At 70.4% G+C, this 18379-nt stretch carries 13 protein-coding genes; 3 read left to right on the top strand and 10 right to left on the bottom strand.

Translation table 11 applies throughout. The features are described 5' to 3' along the window. Positions 1-106: 106 nt before the first annotated feature. Entirely contained in the window at positions 107-427 is a 321-nt protein-coding gene (locus ACTJKJ_RS24045) for a hypothetical protein (RefSeq protein ID WP_440822562.1), read from the bottom strand. A gap of 452 nt (positions 428-879) precedes the next feature. On the opposite strand from ACTJKJ_RS24045, the gene ACTJKJ_RS24040 reads away from it, so the two are divergent. Further along, on the top strand, positions 880-3228 hold the full coding sequence (locus ACTJKJ_RS24040) for a TonB-dependent receptor plug domain-containing protein (RefSeq protein WP_440822560.1): 2349 nt from the start codon (positions 880-882) through the stop codon (positions 3226-3228). 103 nt (positions 3229-3331) lie between these two features. Here the strand turns inward: ACTJKJ_RS24040 and ACTJKJ_RS24035 are convergent, their stop codons facing one another. The 8 genes from ACTJKJ_RS24035 to ACTJKJ_RS24000 all read right to left on the bottom strand — a co-directional run bounded on the left by ACTJKJ_RS24035 (position 3332) and on the right by ACTJKJ_RS24000 (position 13239). Further along, positions 3332-3733 (bottom strand): cold-shock protein, encoded by a 402-nt coding sequence (locus ACTJKJ_RS24035; RefSeq protein ID WP_147240216.1) that lies wholly within the window; start codon positions 3731-3733, stop codon positions 3332-3334. Positions 3734-3926: 193 nt separating this feature from the next. Next, on the bottom strand, positions 3927-5891 hold the full coding sequence (locus ACTJKJ_RS24030) for a prolyl oligopeptidase family serine peptidase (RefSeq protein WP_440822557.1): 1965 nt from the start codon (positions 5889-5891) through the stop codon (positions 3927-3929). 151 nt (positions 5892-6042) lie between these two features. Beyond that, positions 6043-7215, bottom strand: coding sequence for a BMP family ABC transporter substrate-binding protein (locus tag ACTJKJ_RS24025; protein WP_440822555.1), 1173 nt, complete (start codon positions 7213-7215; stop codon positions 6043-6045). Between the two features lie 62 nt (positions 7216-7277). Further along, positions 7278-8198, bottom strand: a complete 921-nt coding sequence (locus ACTJKJ_RS24020; RefSeq protein WP_440822553.1) for an ABC transporter permease — start codon at positions 8196-8198, stop codon at positions 7278-7280. Then, a complete protein-coding gene (locus tag ACTJKJ_RS24015) occupies positions 8198-9289 on the bottom strand; it encodes an ABC transporter permease (RefSeq protein ID WP_440822551.1) in 1092 nt (363 codons plus the stop codon). The genes ACTJKJ_RS24020 and ACTJKJ_RS24015 overlap by 1 nt, the downstream gene beginning before the upstream one ends. Beyond that, a complete protein-coding gene (locus ACTJKJ_RS24010) occupies positions 9276-10892 on the bottom strand; it encodes an ABC transporter ATP-binding protein (RefSeq protein WP_440822549.1) in 1617 nt (538 codons plus the stop codon). The genes ACTJKJ_RS24015 and ACTJKJ_RS24010 overlap by 14 nt, the downstream gene beginning before the upstream one ends. Positions 10893-10908: 16 nt before the next feature. Further along, positions 10909-12222, bottom strand: coding sequence for a guanine deaminase (gene guaD / locus ACTJKJ_RS24005; protein WP_440822547.1), 1314 nt, complete (start codon positions 12220-12222; stop codon positions 10909-10911). 69 nt (positions 12223-12291) lie between these two features. Further along, complete coding sequence (locus ACTJKJ_RS24000; protein WP_183492381.1) at positions 12292-13239, bottom strand: LysR family transcriptional regulator; 948 nt, start codon at positions 13237-13239, stop codon at positions 12292-12294. Positions 13240-13383: 144 nt separating this feature from the next. On the opposite strand from ACTJKJ_RS24000, the gene xdhA reads away from it, so the two are divergent. Both xdhA and xdhB read left to right on the top strand, forming a co-directional pair. Further along, positions 13384-14898, top strand: a complete 1515-nt coding sequence (gene xdhA, locus ACTJKJ_RS23995) for a xanthine dehydrogenase small subunit (protein WP_440822545.1) — start codon at positions 13384-13386, stop codon at positions 14896-14898. Then, the gene (xdhB, locus tag ACTJKJ_RS23990; protein ID WP_440822543.1) at positions 14895-17261 is read left to right on the top strand and encodes a xanthine dehydrogenase molybdopterin binding subunit; all 2367 of its coding nucleotides are present in this window, start codon (positions 14895-14897) and stop codon (positions 17259-17261) included. The genes xdhA and xdhB overlap by 4 nt, the downstream gene beginning before the upstream one ends. Positions 17262-17341: 80 nt before the next feature. Here xdhB and mmsB read toward each other — a convergent pair. Beyond that, the coding region (mmsB, locus tag ACTJKJ_RS23985; RefSeq protein ID WP_440820809.1) for a multiple monosaccharide ABC transporter permease at positions 17342-18379 on the bottom strand (1038 nt) is incomplete at its 5' end.

Genomic DNA, 18379 nt, shown 5'->3' with positions numbered 1-18379 from the left:
TGGAACCCGTCACCAGCGTCCGGATACCCTCTTCAGAAAGAAGCCACCCCGACGGGTGGCTTCTTTCATTGGGGCGCCGCGGAACTCGCCGGGGGTCACCCGCTGGTCAGGTCTGACCGTCACGCTGCTCGCCGGCATCACCGTGATCGGGCGGCGGCGATCGCCAGAGGTCCCAACCGAAGATGGCCGTCATGAGGAAGCCATACGTGACGCTGACCAGCAGGAAGCCTCTGCGCGCCACGTATTCCCCCTCGATCAGCACGCCGATCGCCACGAAGAGGCCGAAGAACATCGCCGACACGGCCAACGCGAACAAGACGAGAAATCGCTTGGCACCGAGCCGTTTCACCTTGTCGAGATTCAGAAGTCCAAGCATTGCTGCTCCATGGGAAGAAAGGAAGATGGCCGCATCGGCGTCGAGCCGCACGATCTCAGCGTGATCGATCGTCGCCCGCCGTCCTGATCGGGCGTACCCCCACTCTCTCCTTTGCTCGCGAGCGGGCCAATGGCCCACTCCAGTAGCAAGCCGATCGTCTACCCCCCATTCAGGGACTTCAACCACCTGGCTGTCGAATCGCCGACGCCGTGGACCCGCCTCCGCTGCGGGTTTTCCCTCAACGCCGTCGCGCCCGCCCATCACCTTGGGTAAAGAACTTTGAAAGTCCGCAGCGGCGCCGCTTCACGAAACGTACACCGTGCGATGCTTCGGCCCGTTCCGCGACCGGCCGCCTCGGCCCGGCTGACGACCCCCATACAAATTCCCCGCGCTTCCGTCCCAGCCATCGCCAGATCGGCCGCGCTTGCCTCGCACTGGCCTGCCCGATGACAAGCTCCCGCCGCCCCGCCCCGCGTCCACTCTCCGTTGCCTTGATGCTGGGCTTGAGCGCCCCCGCCTGGTCCCAATCGGCGCCTCCCGCGCCCCCGGCCCCGCCGGCGACCGCGCCCGCCACGACGACCTCCCCCGCGCCGGCCGCGACACCGCCCGCCCCCCGCCCCGCGCCGTCACCAGCCCGGCGCGACGCCGCCGACAACCCCGCGCGGCTCGACCGCGTCGAGATCCAGGGCACCTCGCGCGACGACGACCAGCGCCGCGCCGCCACCGCCTCCAAGATCGTCATCGGCCGCGAGGAGATCGAACGCTACGGCGACGCCACCATCGGCGAGGTGCTCAAGCGCCTGCCCGGCGTCACCACCGGCGGACGCCCCGGCCGCGGCGGCGAGGTCCGCATGCGCGGCATGGGCGGCGGCTACACCCAGATCCTGGTCAACGGCGAACGCATGCCGCCGGGCTTCTCGCTCGACGAGCTCCCGCCCGAACAGATCGAGCGCATCGAGGTCATGCGCGCGCCCACCGCCGAGTTCGGCGCGCGCGCCATCGCCGGCACCATCAACGTCGTCCTGCGCGAGGCCCTGCAGCGCCGCCTCAACGAGCTGCGCCTGGCCTCCACCTTCGAGCGCGACCACGTCACGCCCCACCTGAGCTGGACCCGCAACGACAAGCTCGACGACCAGGGCACCGCCTACAACCTCACCGTCAACGCGATGCAGCACAAGCGGCTCGACGACATCGCGTCGCAGTCGCTGACCAGCCGCTTCGACACCGGCACCGGCGCGCTCCAGAGCCAGACCCTGCTGCAGACCCGCGGGCAGAGCGCCGACGAGCGCAAGTCGCTCAACCTGACCGGCCGCCTGCAGCTGCGCCTGGAGGGCGGCGACACGCTCGCGCTTCAGCCCTTCGTGATGGTCAACCGCGGCCGCGGCGCCAGCAGCGCCCGGCAGACCCAGTCGGCGGTGCCGGACGAGAACGCCTTCGAGCGCATCAAGTACGACAGCTACACCAGCGACAGCAGCAACCGCGCCGCCATGGCCCGGCTGAACCTGCAGTGGAACAAGCGCCTGGACGAGCGCACCCGCCTGGAGACGCGGCTGGGTGCCGGGCGCATGACGATGGACGGCGATGCCCACCGCGAGGAGGACCTCGACGCCACGCCGGGCCTCTTCTTCCGCACGCAGGACGACACCACGAAGAGCCGCGACACGCAGTGGAGCGTGAACCTCAAGCTCAACCACCAGATGGACAACGAGCACAGCCTGGTCGCCGGCGTCGAGGGCGAAGGCACCACGCGCGAGCAGACGCGCGGCTGCACCGAGGTCTACGGCAGCACCATGCGGCGCGACAACTGCGCCTTCCTCGCCGACTTCGGCGAGAACGTCTCCGCATCGACGCGCCGGCTCGCCGCCTATGCGCAGGACGAGTGGAGCGTCGGCAAGCAGTGGGGCTTCTACGCCGGCCTGCGCTGGGAAGGCATCCAGACCGAGAGCAGCAACAACCAGGGCCCGGTGAAGAACACCTCCAGCGTGCTCACCCCGCTGCTGCATGGCGTCTACAAGATCGACGAGAAGAGCCGCGAGCAGATCCGCGCCAGCTTGACCCGCAGCTACAAGGCGCCCAACCTCAACGACGTCATCGGCCGGCTCAGCATCAACAGCCAGTTCACCTGCCAGCCGCCGGCCACGCTCTGCGGCAGCAACCTGATCAACTATCCCGACCGCTTCGGCAACCCCGACCTCAAGCCGGAGATGGCGACGGGCGTCGAGATCGGTTACGAGAAATACCTTTCGAAGGGCGGGCTGCTCAGCGTCAACTTCTTCTATCGCCGCATCACCGACCTGATCCGCGCCCAGGCCCAGCTCGAGACCGTGCCCTACGCCACCGAGCCGCGCTGGGTCATCCGACCGCGCAACATCGGCAACGCCACCACCCGCGGCGTCGAGCTCGAAGCCAAGTTCCGCCTCGACGAATACTTCGCCGACGCGCTGCCGATCAACGTGCGCAGCAACCTGTCGCTGTTCGACTCCTCGGTGGACGGTATCCGCGGCCCCGACAACAAGCTGGACCAGCAGCCCCGCTACACCGCCAACCTGGGCGCCGACTACCGGCTGCGCTCGCTGCCGCTGACGCTGGGCGCCTCGCTCAACTACACGCCGACCACGCTGCTGCAGCAGAGCGACCAGGTGCTCAACGAGATCGACAAGAAGCGCGTCATCGACGTCTCGGCCCTGTGGACCTTCTCGTCCGCCGTGGCGCTGCGCCTGGCCGCGAGCAACCTGGTGCCGCTGAGCTACGGCAACGGCAGCATCGCGGTCACGCCGGGCCGGCTGGTCACCAGCGAGAGCACCGGCCGCAGCTTCACCGTCTGGACCGTGCGCCTGGAGCTGAAGGTCTGAGGACGCAAAAAAGGCTGCCCGAGGGCAGCCTGCAAAAAGCGGAGCAACACGCCTCCGCGAGGGCGACGGGGCCGCAGGTGCCGGCCCCAAGGAGTCAACTGGTTCAGCGCCGCGACGGTTCGCTCTGGGCCTTCGCGCCGCCCAGCGCATGGCTGGCCGGCGTCCACACGGTGGCGCCGACGCCCAGCGCCAGCAGCACCAGCACCATCCAGGTCAGCGGCGACGTGCGGCGGCGCGCGATCGGCCGCGGCGGGCGGGAGGCCATGCGGGGTCGCAGTTGCGAGGGCAGCCTGTGGGCCTGGAGGCGCTGCAGGCGCACCGCCTGTTTGCTGCCGTCACTCCTGGACACAATCTCGAAGCTGATGCGCTCGCCCTCCTGCGGCGGCTGGCCGTCCATCGGGAAGGCCGACACATGCACGAACAGCGTCTCGCCGCCCTGCTCGGGCCGCACCACGCCGTGGCCGCGCTCGGCGTACCAGCTGTCCAAGGTTCCTTCGAATCGCATGACTTGTTCCCCCGTCTTGTGGATCGCCCGACGCCGCGTCGCGGACTTGTGGTCCGCTGGACGCCCTCCATCGGGCGCTTCTCTCTCTTCGGACAAAAGAGCCCGGCACGGGGCCGGGCTTCTGGGGGTGCATGCTGCCCAAGCCGCCACGGCCCCGGGCAACAGCCTGTAAGCCGTGCAACTTCACACGGTTTTAGTTCTTCAACCCGGGCTTCAAGTACTTGTCGAGGAACTCCAGCGTCTTCTGGTTGGCCTCGATCTGGTTCTTCTTCTTGGAGAAGCCATGCCCCTCGTCCTCGAAGACGACGTACTCCACCGGCACGCCATTCTTCTTGACGGCCTCGACGATCTCGTCGCTCTCCGGCTTGATCACCCGCGGATCGTTCTTGCCCTGGATCACCAGCAGCGGCTTGCGGATCTCCTTGGCATGGAACAGCGGCGAGGTGGCGACGAGGAAATCCTTGTCCTTCACCGGATCGCCGATCTCCAGGTACAGCGCCTTGCGGAAGCTCTCCCAGTAGGGCGGGATGGACTCCAGCGTGCGCAGCCAGTTGGACACGCCGAAGATGTCCACGCCGACCTTGAAGGCCTCGGGCCGGAAGGCCATCGCCGCCAGCGTCATGTAGCCGCCGTAGCTGCCGCCCATGATGCCGATGCGCTCGGGATCGATCACGCCGGTGCTGGCGAGGTAGGTCTTGGCCTCGATGCAGTCCCACAGCGGCTCGCGGCCGTGCTTGCCGTCGTCGGCGGTGAAGAAGCTCTTGCCGTAGCCCGAGCTGCCGCGGTTGTTGATGCCCAGCACCGCGTAGCCGTGGTTGACCAGGTACTGGACCATCGCCGAGTAGCCGCGCGTCGTCTGCCCGCCCGGGCCGCCATGCACCAGCACCACGGCCGGCACCTTGTGGGTCGGGGAAGCTTCCTTGGGCTGGTAGTAGACCGACGGGATCACCATGCCGTCGAAGGAGCGGAAGCGCACGATGCGCGCCTCCACCAGCTCTTCCGGATCGATGTCCCGGGACAGGCTGCGCGACAGCTGTTTCACCTGCTTGCTGCCGAAGTCGTAGACATACAGGTTGCTCGGCGAGCGGTCGCCGTTCAGGTAGAAGGCCATGCGCTGGCTGGTCCGCGAGAAGGCCACGCCGCGCAGCTCGCCGCCCGGCAGCCGCGGCAGGGTCACCGGCTGGCCATCGGCGGTCTGGACGATGCGCAGCTCCAGGCTGGCATCGTTGTTGATGCCGGTGACGCGGTAGCGCCCGTCGCGGGAGTAGCTGCTGTAGACGATGTCCCAGTCGGCCTTCTCGAGCTCGCGCGTCTGGCCGGACGCCAGGTCGTAGGCCAGCAGGCGCTGGAATTCCGCGCCCTCGTTGGACAGCATCAGCAGGGTCGTCGACGCCGGGTCGAAGCCGGTCACGCTGAAGGACGCGACGCCCTGGTGCGGCGTGAGGTGCTTGGTCTCTTTCGACTGCGTGTCGTAGAGGTAGACGTCGGAGTCGGCCGTCGTGTTGGTCTTGCCCAGCGCCACCCAGCGGCCGTCGCCGCTGACGCCGAACACCGCGTTGCCCTCGTTGTTCTGGTAGACCAGCGTGCGCGCATAGGTCTTGGCGTCGTAGCGATAGACGTCGATGTAGCGGGCGTCGCGCTCGTTGGTCGTGACGAAGAAGGCGTCGCCGTCGCGACTCCAGCCGTTGAAGCCGGCCTTGACCTTGTCGCCGGGCGTCAGGTCGCGCTCGCTGCCGTCGAGCTCGCGCACGATCAGGTGGTTGTTCTCGTTGCCGCCCTGGTCGCGGGTGAAGAGCACCCGGTCGTCATTGCGGAAGTAGCTGACGGCGTAATGGCTGTCGGTCTTGGAGGCGGTCAGCGCCACCGGCTCGCCGCCGTCGACGCTGATGCTGTAGACGTTGAAGATGCCGCTGGCATTGCTGCTGAACAGGATGCGGCGCTCGTCCTGGGAGAAGGACGCCCCGCTGATCGAGGTCGTCGCCATGAACTGCTCGATCGTGTAGCGCTTGGCCGGGCGCGGCTGGCTGGCCTTGGCCTCGGAACGGGCCGCGGCCTTCTCGGTCGCGGCCTGGGCGGGCATCGCCATCGCGGCCGCCAAGGCCACGCCCAGCAGCGTCAGCGCGTGCCGCGGGGCGGCCTTCGGGAACGACTTCCTCATCGGGTTCTCCTCTCCTGATCGGGCCCGGGACCATCCCGGGATCCGGCGACTGTAGACGCCGGGGTCAGTCCTTGCCCATCCCGTGGCCGACTGGCGGCGGAGCGCCGCGACGGAGCGTCGATCCGGCGGGATGGACGGAGGAACCGGTCGCTCACTTGCCGGCGGGCACCTGCCCCTCCACGCCCTTCACGTAGAACCGGATGTTCTGCAGGAACGCGTCGTCGGCGACCGCGTCCTTGGCCAGGACCTCCTTGCCGTCCTGGCCGGCGATCGGCCCCTTCCAGATGACGAAGCTGCCGTCCTTGAGCCCGGCCTTCACCTGGTCGACCCGGGCCTTGACCTCGGCCGGCACCGCGGCGTTCAGCGCCACCAGGTCGATCGCGCCTTCCTTGACGCCCCACCAGCTGTGCTTGCCCGGGCCGGCGCTCCAGGTGCCGTCCAGCGCCGCCTGGACGCTGGCGATGTAGTACGGCGACCAGTCGATCACCGCCGAGCCCAGGTGCGCCTTGGGCCCGTACGAACTCATGTCCGAGTCCCAGCCGAAGGCGTACTTCCCGTTCTTCTCGGCCGTCTGCAGCACCGCGCTCGAATCCGTGTTCTGCATCAGCACGTCGGCGCCGGCGTTGATCAGCGTCTGGGCGGCGTTGGTCTCCTGGGGCGGGTTGAACCACTCGTTGACCCAGACGACCTTGACCGTCACCTTCGGGTTGCTGCTCTGCGCGCCCAGCGTGAAGCTGTTGATGTTGCGGATCACCTCGGGGATGGGGATGGAGCCGACGACGCCCAGCGTGCCGGTCTTCGTCATCGCGCCGGCGACGACACCCGCCATGTACGCGCCCTCGTAGGTCCGCGCGTCGTAGCTGCGCAGGTTGGCGGCCTGCTTGTAGCCGGTCGCATGCTCGAAGCGGACCTGCGGACTGTCCGCGGCCACCTTCAGCATCGGCGCCATGTAGCCGAAGGTCGTGCCGAAGACCAGGGTGTTGCCCTGCTGGACCAGGTCGCGGAAGACCCGCTCGGCATCGGCCGCCTCGGGCACCTTCTCGACGAAGCTGGTCTGGATGCGGGACCCGAAGGTCTGCTCCAGCTTCTTGCGGGCGTTGTCGTGGGCGAAGGTCCAGCCGCCATCCCCCACCGGGCCGACGTAGGCGAAGGCGACCTTGAGCGGCGCGGCATCGGACGCGGCGCCACCCGCCTGCGGCGCGGACGCGGCGCCGGCGGGCGCGTCGTCCTTCTTGCCGCATGCGCCCAGCGCGAGCGCGGCGGCCGCCGACGCGGCGATCAGCAGGGAACGGCGGAGCATCGAACGCGGATATCGGACGGACATGGGTTCTCCAGCGAAGTCGTGATCGGAAAGCGGAAAGCGGAGGATCGCGGCGCCGCGCGCGGCTATCCGCCAGGATGGAACGGCCGCCCCAGCGAGGCCGGCATGTTGGCGCGGATGAAGCCCTCGTTGCGCGAGATCAGCACCAGCACCACGATCGTGGCCAGGTAGGGAAGCATGCTCAGGAACTGGCTCGCCACCTGCACGCCCTGCCCCTGCAGGTGGAACTGCAGCATGGTGACGCCGCCGAACAGGTAGGCGCCGAGCAGCACGCGCGCCGGCCGCCAGGTGGCGAAGCTGGTCAGCGCCAAGGCGATCCAGCCCTTGCCGGCGATCATCCCTTCGACCCACAGCGGCGTGTAGATCACCGAGCAGTAGGCGCCCGCCAGCCCGCACAGCGCCCCGCCGGCGACGACCGCCAGCAGCCGGATGCGCCGCACCGGATAGCCCAGCGCATGCGCCGATTCCGGCGACTCGCCGACCGCGCGCAGCACCAGGCCTGCACGCGTGCGCGTCAGTCCCCAGGCCAGCAGCGCCGTCAGCGCGATCGCGCCGTAGACCAGCGGATGCTGCTTGAAGAGCGCCGGTCCGATGAACGGGATGTCGGCCAGGCCCGGCACCGCGAACGTGGGCCGCGGTCCGAGCTTCGCCTGTACGTAGTTCTGGCCGACGAAGGCCGAGAAGCCCGCGCCGAACAAGCTCAGCGCCAGCCCGGTCGCGTACTGGTTGGTGTTGAGGTAGACCGCGAGCGCGCCGAAGACCAGCGCCATCAGCGCGCCCGCGCCGATCCCGGCCAGGAAGCCCACCAGGTCGCTTCCGCTGTGCACCGCCGCCGCGAAGCCGGCGATCGCGGCGACCAGCATCATGCCCTCGGCGCCGAGGTTCACGACGCCGGCGCGCTCATTGATCAGCAGCCCGAGCGCCGCGAGCGCCACCAGCGTGCCCGCGTTCAGCGTCGCGGCGATCAGCAAGGCCCAGGCATCCATCAGCGTTGCTCCTTGTCGACGCCGCGGACGCCGAGTCCCGCGACGCGCCGCACGCGGTAGTGGATCAGCGTGTCGCAGGCCAGCAGGCAGAACAGCAACAGCCCCTGGAACACGCCGGTGATGGCCTTGGGCAAGCCGAGCCGCGATTGCGCCAGCTCGCCGCCGATGTAGAACATGCTCATCAGGATGCCCGAGAGCACGATGCCGACGGGGTGCAGCCGGCCGACGAAGGCCACGATGATGGCCGCGAAGCCGTAGCCCACCGGCACGTAGGGCGTGAGCTGGCCGAGCGGGCCAACCGTCTCGAGCGCGCCGGCCAGGCCCGCCAGGCCGCCCGACAGCGTCATCGCGCCCCACAGCGCGGCGCGTGACGAGAAGCCCGCGTAGCGCGCCGCCATCGGCGCGATGCCGCCGGTCTGCAACGCGAAGCCCGTCATCGAGCGCATCAGCAGCCACCAGCAGCCGATCACCGCCGCCAGCGCGATCCACACGCCGATGTGCAGCCGCGTGCCGGTGAACAGCTTGGGCAGCTGCGTCGCCGGCAGGAAGGTGATGGTCTGCGGGAAGTTGTAGCCCGCCGGGTCCTTCCACGGGCCGTAGACGAGGTACTGCAGCAGCAGCTCCGCGACATAGACCAGCATCAGGCTGACGAGGATCTCGTTGGCATGGAAACGGTCGCGCAGCGCCGCGATGATCGAGGCCCAGGCCACGCCGCCGAGCACGCCCGCGAGCAGGATGGGCAGGACGATCAGCGTCGTGCTGCCGGCATCGGCCTGCATCGCAACCCAGCCGGCGGCCAGCGCGCCGGCGACGAACTGGCCCTCCGCGCCGATGTTCCAGACGTTGGCGCGGAAAGCCACCGCCAGCCCCAGCGCGATGAGCACCAGCGGCGTCGCCTTCAGCCCCAGTTCCCCGAGCGCGTAGCCATTGCGCAGCGGCTCCCAGAAGAACATGCGCAGGCCCTGCAACGGGTCCTTGCCCAGCGCGACGAAGATCGCCACGCCGATCAGCGTCGTCAGCGCCAGCGCGATCAGCGGCGACGCCAGAGACATCGCCGCGGACGGCTGCGGGCGGGGTTCAAGCTTCAGCATGCGCGCCCTCCCCCGCGGCCGCGTCCCACAGCCCGCTCATCCACTGCCCGATCTGCGCGACGCTGGCCTGTCCGACGGGGATCGCCGGCGACAAGCGTCCGCGCGCCATCACCACCAGACGGTCGCTGAGTTCGAAGAGCTCGTCCAGTTCCTCGCTGACCACCAGCAACGCGCAGCCGGCGTCGCGCAGCGCGAGCAATTCCGCGCGGATCTGCGCCGCCGCGCCGACGTCCACGCCCCAGGTCGGCTGCGCGACGATCAGCGCCTTGGGCGCCGCGTCGATCTCGCGACCCATGATGAACTTCTGCAGGTTGCCGCCCGACAAGCTGCGCGCCGCGGCCTGCGGCCCGGCGGCCCGCACGCCGAAGCGCTCGATCAGCCGCCGCGCGAGCGCCGCCGCCTTGGCCGTCGACACGTGACCGAGCCGTCCCACCGGCTCGCGCCGCGTCAGCAGCGTGTTCTGCGCCAGCGACATCGACGGCACCGCGCCGCGTCCGAGCCGCTCCTCCGGCACGTGGTGCAGCCCGAGCGCGCGGCGCTTGGCCGGTCCGAGCGGTCCGAGATCGGTGGTGCGGTTCACGGCACCGGCTGCGGCCCGCGAGTTCGACGGGTCATTCGAAGCGTCATTCGATGGGTCGGTCGACGGGTCATCCGCGATCCAGGTGACGACGCCGCGCTGAGCGCGGCGGTCCTCGCCGGACAGCACCCGCAGCAGTTCCTGCTGCCCGTTGCCCGACACCCCGGCCAGGCCGAGGATCTCGCCACGTCGCAGCGCCAGCGCGATGTCCGCGAGCGCCGTGCCATGCGGCGTCTCCGGCGCCAGACTCAGGCCGCTCACCCGCAATCGCGCCGGCGCGTGCTCGCGCACGGCACGCGCGGCGAGCCGGGGCGGCTCCGCGCCGATCATCAGCCACGAGAGGCTGGCGTTGCTCTCCTGGCGCGGATCGACCTCGCCCGTCACCCGGCCCGCGCGCAGCACCGTGCAGCGATGGCACAGCGCGCGGATCTCGTCGAGCTTGTGGCTGATGTAGAGGATCGCGCAGCCCTGGTCGGCGAGCTGGCGCAGCGTGACGAACAGCGCCTCCACCGCCTGCGGCGTCAGCACCGAGGTCGGCTCGTCCAGGATCAGCAGCCGCGGCGCGGTCATCAGCGCGCGCAGGATCTCGACCCGCTGGCGCTCGCCCACCGACAGCGCATGCACCGGGCGTTCGGGATCGAGCGGCAGGCCGTACTCGGCCGAGAGCGTGCGCACGCGGGCGCGGACCGCGTCCAGCGTCATCGCCTTGTCGAGTCCCAGCCAGATGTTCTGCGCCGCGGTCAGCGAATCGAACAGCGAGAAGTGCTGGTAGACCATGCTGATGCCCAGCGCGCGCGCCTGCGCCGGCGAACGCGGCGCCCGCGGTGCGCCGTCCCACAGCAGTTCGCCGGCGTCGGCCTGCACCGCGCCGGCGATGACTTTCATCAGGGTGGACTTGCCGGCGCCGTTCTCGCCAAGCACCGCGTGGATCTCGCCCGGCGCCACCGACAGCGACACCGCGTCGTTGGCCTTCACGCCGGGGTACTGCTTGCTGATGCGGCGGAGTTCCAGGCGTGGCGGTGTCATGGGGGCGGCAGGGTCCTCAGGATCTCCGGTAGCGCAGCTCGCCCGCGACGTAGCTGGCCACCAGGTTGCGATCGTCCGACAGCGTCATCCAGGCGAAGGCCCGTTCATGCGGGTCGCGCGCCAGGTCCATGCGGGCCTCGGCGACCGGCCCCGCGGCCCAGTCCCAGATGCAGACGTCGGCCAGTGTAGCCACACCGAAGTGGCCCAGCTCCTCCGCCAGACCCAAGGCCTCGGCAGCGCCCAGCGTCGCCGCGTGCAGCCCCGCCCAGGCGGTGAGCCGCTGGCCGCCGAGCGCCTGCACCTTGTAGCCATCCGCCAGCGTGCGCTGCGCCGACAGCGAGGTCCCGCCGCCGACATCGCTGGCCGCGCTCACGCGCACGCCCGCGGCCAGCGCGCCGGGCCAGTCGAACAGCCCGCTGCCCAGGAACAGGTTGGACGAGGGGCAATGCGCGATGTGCGCGCCGGTGCGGGCGAGCACGCGCCGGTCCTCGTCGTCGAGCCAGATGCCATGCGCCAGCACCGCGCGCGGATGCAGCAGGCCGACGCGGTCGTAGACATCGAGGTAGCTGCGCGCCTCGGGGAAGAGCTGGGCCACCCACTCGACCTCGCCGCGGTTCTCCGCGACGTGGGTCTGCATGTAGAGGCTGGCATCGGCGCGGCACAGCGCGCCGGCCATCGCGAGCTGCTCCGGCGTGCTGGTCGGCGCGAAGCGCACCGTCACCGCGTAGGCCAGGCGCGCGCGCTTGTGGTGCTTCGCGATCAGGTCCAGGCAGTCGCGCTCGGCCTGGACGACGTCGTCGCGCAGGCCTTCCGGGGCGTTCCGGTCCATCAGCACCTTGCCGGTGATCAGGCGCATGCCGCGCTCGGCGGCCGCGTCGAACAGCGCGTCGGCTGAGACCTTGTGCACCGTCGGGTAAACGACGGCCGAGGTCGTGCCGTGCGCCAGCAGCGCATCGAGGAAGCGGTCCGCGCCGTAGCGCGCGACCTCCGGGTCCATGTAGCGCTGCTCGGCCGGGAAGGTGTAGGTGTTGAGCCAGTCCAGCAGCTCGGTCCCATACGACGCGATCACGTCCAGCTGCGGACTGTGCACATGCGTGTCGACGAAGCCCGGCAGGATCAGCCGGCCGCTGTGATCCTCGCGGGCCCAGCCCTCGCCCGGATCCTCGGCCTGTGCGCCGGCGATGCGGCCGTTCTCGATCAGCAGCCAGTGGCCGGGCCGGAAACGCACGGCGGGATCGTCGACGCGGCCCCATTGCGGCGCGGCGGTGAAGTCCAGCAGGTCGCCCTTCAGGGCCAGGCGTGCCGGAGTGGCGAAGCGGTCGGTCGTCATGCGTCGGAAATCAGGCGGACAGGAGAGAACGGAAAGGCGGAACCGTCGGCGGCTGCGGTACGACGCCGCTCACGGCACGAGCTCGCGCGCGACTTCGCGCACCTGCTCGCGCAGCCAGCGCAGCGGCGCGCTGTTGTGGCTGACGTCGTGCCACAGCTGGTAATAGGTCATCGGCGGGAAGGCCACCGGGCATCGCAGCACGGTGACCGGCAAGTGATCCAGGTAGCGGTGGCAGAACAGCCGGCCGGTCGTCAGCACCAGCAAGCTGCGCGCCACCATCTGCGGCAGCTGCCCGAAGTGGGCGCAGCGCACAGCGATGCGGCGCTCCAGGCCCAGCGAGGCCAGGTGCTGCTCGATCACGCCCGGCTGGCCGCGGCTCAACGGCATCGGCGCCAGGTGCTGGCAGTCGAGGTAGCGCTCCTGGGTCCAGGCCCGCGGCGCCATGCGCGCGGCCGGGTGGTCCTGGCTGACCAGGCAGACCACCTCGTCCACCAGCAGGCGGCCCAGGTGCAGTTCCTCCGGCGGCTCCAGCCAGTTGCCGATGACCAGGTCCACCTCGCCGCGCGCCAGCGAGGCGCGGTAGTCGAAATCGGCATTCAGCGGCTGGAAATCGAGCTGCACGCCCGGCGCGTGGCGCTGCAGGTGCGCCACCAGCAGCGGCAGGAACAGCGGGTCGAGGTAGTCGCTGGCGGCGACGCGGAAGCGCAGCTCGGCGCTGGCCGGATCGAAACCGGACTTGCGCAGCCGCGCGCCGAAGAGCTCGTCGGCCTCGCGCAGCAGGCGCTCGGCGGGGGCCAGCAGTTCCAGCGCCGTCGCGGTCGGGGTCATGCCCGCGCCGCTGCGCACCAGCAGCGGATCGCCCGTCAGGGTGCGCAGGCGCCGCAGCTGCGCGCTCAAGGCGGGCTGCGTGCTGCCGAGCCGCATCGCGGCCCGAGACACACTGCGCTCGGAAATCAAGGTATGCAGGACCCGCACCAGAAGGAGGTCGATCTTGTCGAAGTTCAGCTCTTCCGACATGGTCAATCGCATATAGAAGCCATACGGCGCATCGTATAACCATAGGACGTTCACAGGAGTACCGTTCGGAGTAATTGCATCCGCCCGCCAGCCGTGCCCGCTTCTTGCTTGGCCGCCCGCGTCCGTTCCGCACCACCCCTGTCCATGACCGCTCCCCGTCCGATCCGCTTCTTCCACCAGGGCCAGCTGAAGTCCGTGACCGGACTGCCGCCCACGACCACGGTGCTGCAGTACCTGCGCGAGCACGCCCGCTGCGCCGGCACCAAGGAGGGTTGCGCCGAGGGCGACTGCGGCGCCTGCACGGTGCTGGTCGGCGAACTCGATGCGGACGGGCAGTCGGTCGAGCTTCGCAACGTCAACGCCTGCATCCAGTTCCTGCCGATGATCGACGGCAAGGCGCTGCTGACCATCGAGGACCTGGGCGCGAGCGACGACCTCAATCCGGTGCAGCAGGCGCTGGTCGACTGTCATGGCTCGCAATGCGGCTTCTGCACGCCGGGCTTCGCGATGACGATGCAGGCGATCTATGAGCGGCATCAGGCGCAGGGCACGCGTCCGGACCGGCAGGCGCTGGCCGACGACCTGGCCGGCAACCTGTGCCGCTGCACCGGCTACCGGCCGATCCTGGACGCGGGCGAGCGCATGTTCGATGCACCGGCGCGGACCCTCGATCGCGCGCCGATGGTCGCGGCGCTGCGCACGCTGCGCGAGGATCCGCCGCTGCAGTACGAGGCGTCCGCGCGCGACGGCTCGCCGCAGCGCGTCTTCGCGCCGCGCTCGCTGGAGGACTTCGCCGCGCTGCGCGAGTCCCTGCCCACCGCGCGCCTGGTCGCTGGCGCGACCGATGTCGGGCTGTGGGTCAACAAGCAGCAGCGCGAGCTCGGCGACGTGATCCTGACCGGCCGCATCGACGCACTGCGCCGCATCGAGGCCGGCGCCGACGGCACGCTGCGCATCGGCGCGGCGGTCTCGCTGGAGGACGCCTGGGCCGCGCTGAGCGCACGGGTGCCGGCGCTGCGCGAGTTGTGGCTGCGCTTCGCCTCGCCACCGGTGCGGCACGCCGGCACGCTGGGCGGCAACATCGCCAACGGCTCGCCGATCGGCGACGGCGCGCCGGCGCTGATCGCGCTGGGTGCGCGACTGGTGCTGCGCCGCGGCCCCGCCACCCGCACGCTGCCGCTCGAGGACTTCTATCTGGACTACATGAAGAACGCGCTGCAGCCCGGCGAGTTCGTCGAGGCGATCGAGGTCCCCCGGCCCGCGCCCGGCACGCGGCTGCGCGGCTACAAGCTCGCCAAGCGTTATGACAGCGACATCTCCGCCGTCTGCGCGGTACTGAGCCTGCGGCTTGAGGACGGCGTCGCGCGCGAGCCGCGTTTCGCTTTCGGCGGCATGGCCGCGATCGTCAAGCGCGCGGCGAAGGCCGAGGCGGCCGTCAACGGCCGCAGCTGGGACGAGGCGGCCGCGCTGGCCGCCGCCCAGGCGCTGCGCGAGGACTTCACCCCGATGACCGACCTGCGTGCCAGCGCCGCCTACCGCGAGCGCGCCGCCGCCAACCTGGTCCGTCGCTTCTGGCTGGAAACCCGCGCCAACGCGCCCATCGACGCCGGATCGGCCAGCGTCTGGCAAGCGGTCAACCTGCAGCGGAGCGTCGCATGAACAAGCCGCTGGAACTCCCGCCCGGCGTCGGCACCGAGGCCCTGGCCGCCGCGCCGCGGCCGCAGGTCGGCATCAGCCGCGCGCATGAAGCCGCGCACCTGCATGTCAGCGGCGAGGCCGTCTACATCGACGACATCGCCGAAGCCCACGGCACGCTGCATGCGGCGCTGGGCCTGTCGCCGATCGCGCACGGGACGCTGGTGTCGGTCGACCTCGAGTTGCTGCGGCGCCAGCCCGGCGTGGTGGCGGTGCTGACCGCCGCCGACATCCCGGGCGAGAACAACTGCGGCCCGCTGCTCCATGACGACCCCCTCCTGGCCGACGGCGAGCTGCGCTATGTCGGCCAGCCGGTCTACGCAGTCATCGCGACCGACCGCGAGCTCGCGCGCCGCGCCGCCGCCCTGGCGACGCAGGCCATCGTCGCCACGCCGCTGCCGGCGGTGCTGACCGCGCGCGAGGCCCATGCCATCGGGCAATACGTGCTGCCGCCGATGCATCTCGCGCGCGGCGACGCGGCCGGCGCGCTCGCCGCGTCGCCGCATCGGCTCGACGGCGAGTGGGCCGTCGGCGGCCAGGAGCAGTTCTACCTGGAGGGCCAGATCAGCTACGCGCTGCCGCAGGAGAACCAGGCGCTGCTGATCCACTGCTCGACGCAGCATCCGTCGGAGATGCAGCAGCTGGTGGCGCATGCGATGGGCTGGCAGGCCCACCAGGTGACGGTGCAGTGCCGGCGCATGGGCGGCGGCTTCGGCGGCAAGGAATCGCAGTCGGCGCTGTTCGCCTGCGTCGCCGCGATCGCGGCGCAGCGGCTGCATCGGCCGGTCAAGCTGCGCGTGGACCGCGACGACGACTTCCTCGTCACCGGCCGTCGCCACGGCTTCGACTACCGCTGGTCGGTCGGCTTCGACGACGAGGGCCGGATCCTCGGCGCCGAGATCGACCTGATCTCCAACTGCGGCCACAGCGCCGACCTGTCCGCGCCGGTGATGGCGCGGGCGCTGTGCCACTTCGACAACGCCTACTGGCTGCCGCATGTGGCGATGCACGGCTACTGCGCGCGGACCAACACCCAGAGCAACACCGCCTTCCGCGGCTTCGGCGGCCCGCAGGGCGCGCTGGCGATCGAGATGATCCTGGACGGCATCGCGCGGCGACTGGGACTGGATCCGCTCGTGGTGCGGCAACGCAACTTCTACCGCGACGGCCAGGACCTCACGCCCTACGGCCAGCGCGTCGAGGACAACCTGATCCAGCCGCTGACCGACCGCCTGATCGAGACCTCCGGCTACGCCACGCGGCGCGCCGAGATCGCGGCCTTCAACGCCGCCAGCCCGGTGCTCAAGCGCGGCCTGGCGCTCACGCCGGTCAAGTTCGGCATCTCGTTCAACGTCGTCCACCTGAACCAGGCGGGCGCGCTGGTCCATGTCTACACCGACGGCTCGGTGCTGGTGAACCACGGCGGCACCGAGATGGGCCAGGGGCTCAACACCAAGGTCGCGCAGGTGGTGGCGCACGAACTGGGCGTGCCCGCCGCGCAGGTGCGGGCCAGCGCCACCGACACCAGCAAGGTCGCCAACACCTCGGCGACGGCGGCGTCCACCGGCTCGGACCTCAACGGCAAGGCGGCGCAGGACGCGGCACGCAAGATCAAGCGGCGGCTGATGCCGCTGGCGGCGCGGCTGCTGGGCTGCGACGAAGACGCGCTGGTCTTCGACGGCGGCGAGGTGCGGGGCCACGGTCCCGAGGGCGCGCGATCCATCGGCTTCAAGGATCTGGTGGCCAAGGCCTACCTGGAACGCATCCAGCTGTGGAGCGACGGTTTCTACGCGACGCCCGGCCTGCACTGGGACCGCGCGAAGCTGCAGGGCCATCCGTTCTACTACTACGCCTTCGGCGCCGCGGTGGCGGAGGTGCTGGTCGACACGCTGACCGGCGAGACGCGGGTGCTGCGCGCGGACGTGCTGCACGACGTCGGCCAGTCGCTGAACCCGGCGCTGGACATCGGCCAGGTGGAAGGCGCGTTCGTGCAGGGCCAGGGCTGGCTGACCAGCGAGGAGCTGGTCTGGCATCCGCGCTCCGGCCTGCTGCTGACGCACGCGCCCAGCACCTACAAGATCCCGACCGCCAACGACATGCCGCGCGACTTCCGCGTCGCCCTGTACGACGCGCCCAATGCGGTGGAGAGCATCCACCGCTCGAAGGCGGTGGGCGAGCCGCCGTTGCTGCTGCCCTTCTCAGTGCTGCTGGCGATCAAGGACGCGGTCGCCGCCTGCGGGCCGGACCGCTGCGACCCGCCGCTGCGGGCGCCGGCCACGCCGGAGGCGGTGCTGGACGCGGTGGAGGCGGTGCAGGCGATGCGGTAGTGGCCCGGTGCACTAGCCGCCACCTCCGCGATGTCGCCATCGCCGCGGACGCCGCGGGCGCCGCGCGCTGAAGCCCTGCCCTACTTGCGCTTGTTGTAGACGTCGACGAACACGGCGGCCAGGAGCACCAGACCCTTGATGACCTGCTGGTAGTCGATGCCGACGCCCAGGATGGACATGCCGTTGTTCATCACGCCCATCACGAAGGCGCCGATCACCGCGCCCATGATCTTGCCCACACCGCCCGAGGCTGAAGCCCCGCCGACGAAGCAGGCGGCGATCACGTCGAGCTCGAAGCCCAGGCCCGCCTTGGGCGTGGCGGTGTTGAGCCGCGCGGCGAAGACCAGGCCGGCCAGCGCCGCCAGCGCGCCCATGTTCACGAAGGTCAGGAAGGCGATGCGCTGCGTGCGCACGCCCGACAGGCGGGCCGCCTTCTCGTTGCCACCGACCGCATAGACGCGACGGCCCAGCGTGGTGCGGCCGGCGATGAAGTCATAGGCCAGGGTCAACCCAACCATCAGCACCATGACCGTCGGCAGCCCCTTGTAGGAGGCCATCAGCCAGCTCATCGCGGCGATCGCGGCGACCAGCAGTCCCTGCCGCGTCCAGAAGACCACCCCGGGCTCCGTCTCCATGCCGTGCCGCGCCGCCGCGGCGCGATGCCGCCACGCGACCGTGAGCGAGGCCGCCGCGAGCAGCAGGCCCAGGCCCAGCGTCGTCGGACGCGGATCCTCCTGGCCGAAGAGCTCGGGCAGGAAACCGGCGCTCAGCGCCTGGAAGCTGTCGGGAAAGGGACCGAGCGACTGGCCCTGCAGCAGCGCCAGCGCCAGGCCCTTGAACACCAGCATGCCGGCCAGCGTCACGATGAAGGACGGGATGCCCAGGTAGGCGACGAACCAGCCCTGCGCGCCGCCGATCACCGCGCCTGCCAGCAGGCAGACCAGGCCGGCGGGCAGCGCGGCCCATTCGTACTGGACCATCAGCACCGCCGCGAGCGCGCCGATGAAACCGCATACCGAGCCCACCGAGAGGTCGATGTGGCCGGTGACGATCACCAGCAGCATGCCCAGCGCCATGATGACGATGTAGCTGTTCTGCAGGACCAGGTTGGTGAGGTT

Source organism: Roseateles sp. 22389 (assembly GCF_052044995.1).
Classification (GTDB): domain Bacteria; phylum Pseudomonadota; class Gammaproteobacteria; order Burkholderiales; family Burkholderiaceae_C; genus Roseateles.
Note: the sequence above shows the minus strand (reverse complement) of the source record. Positions and strands in the feature narration are given on the sequence as shown.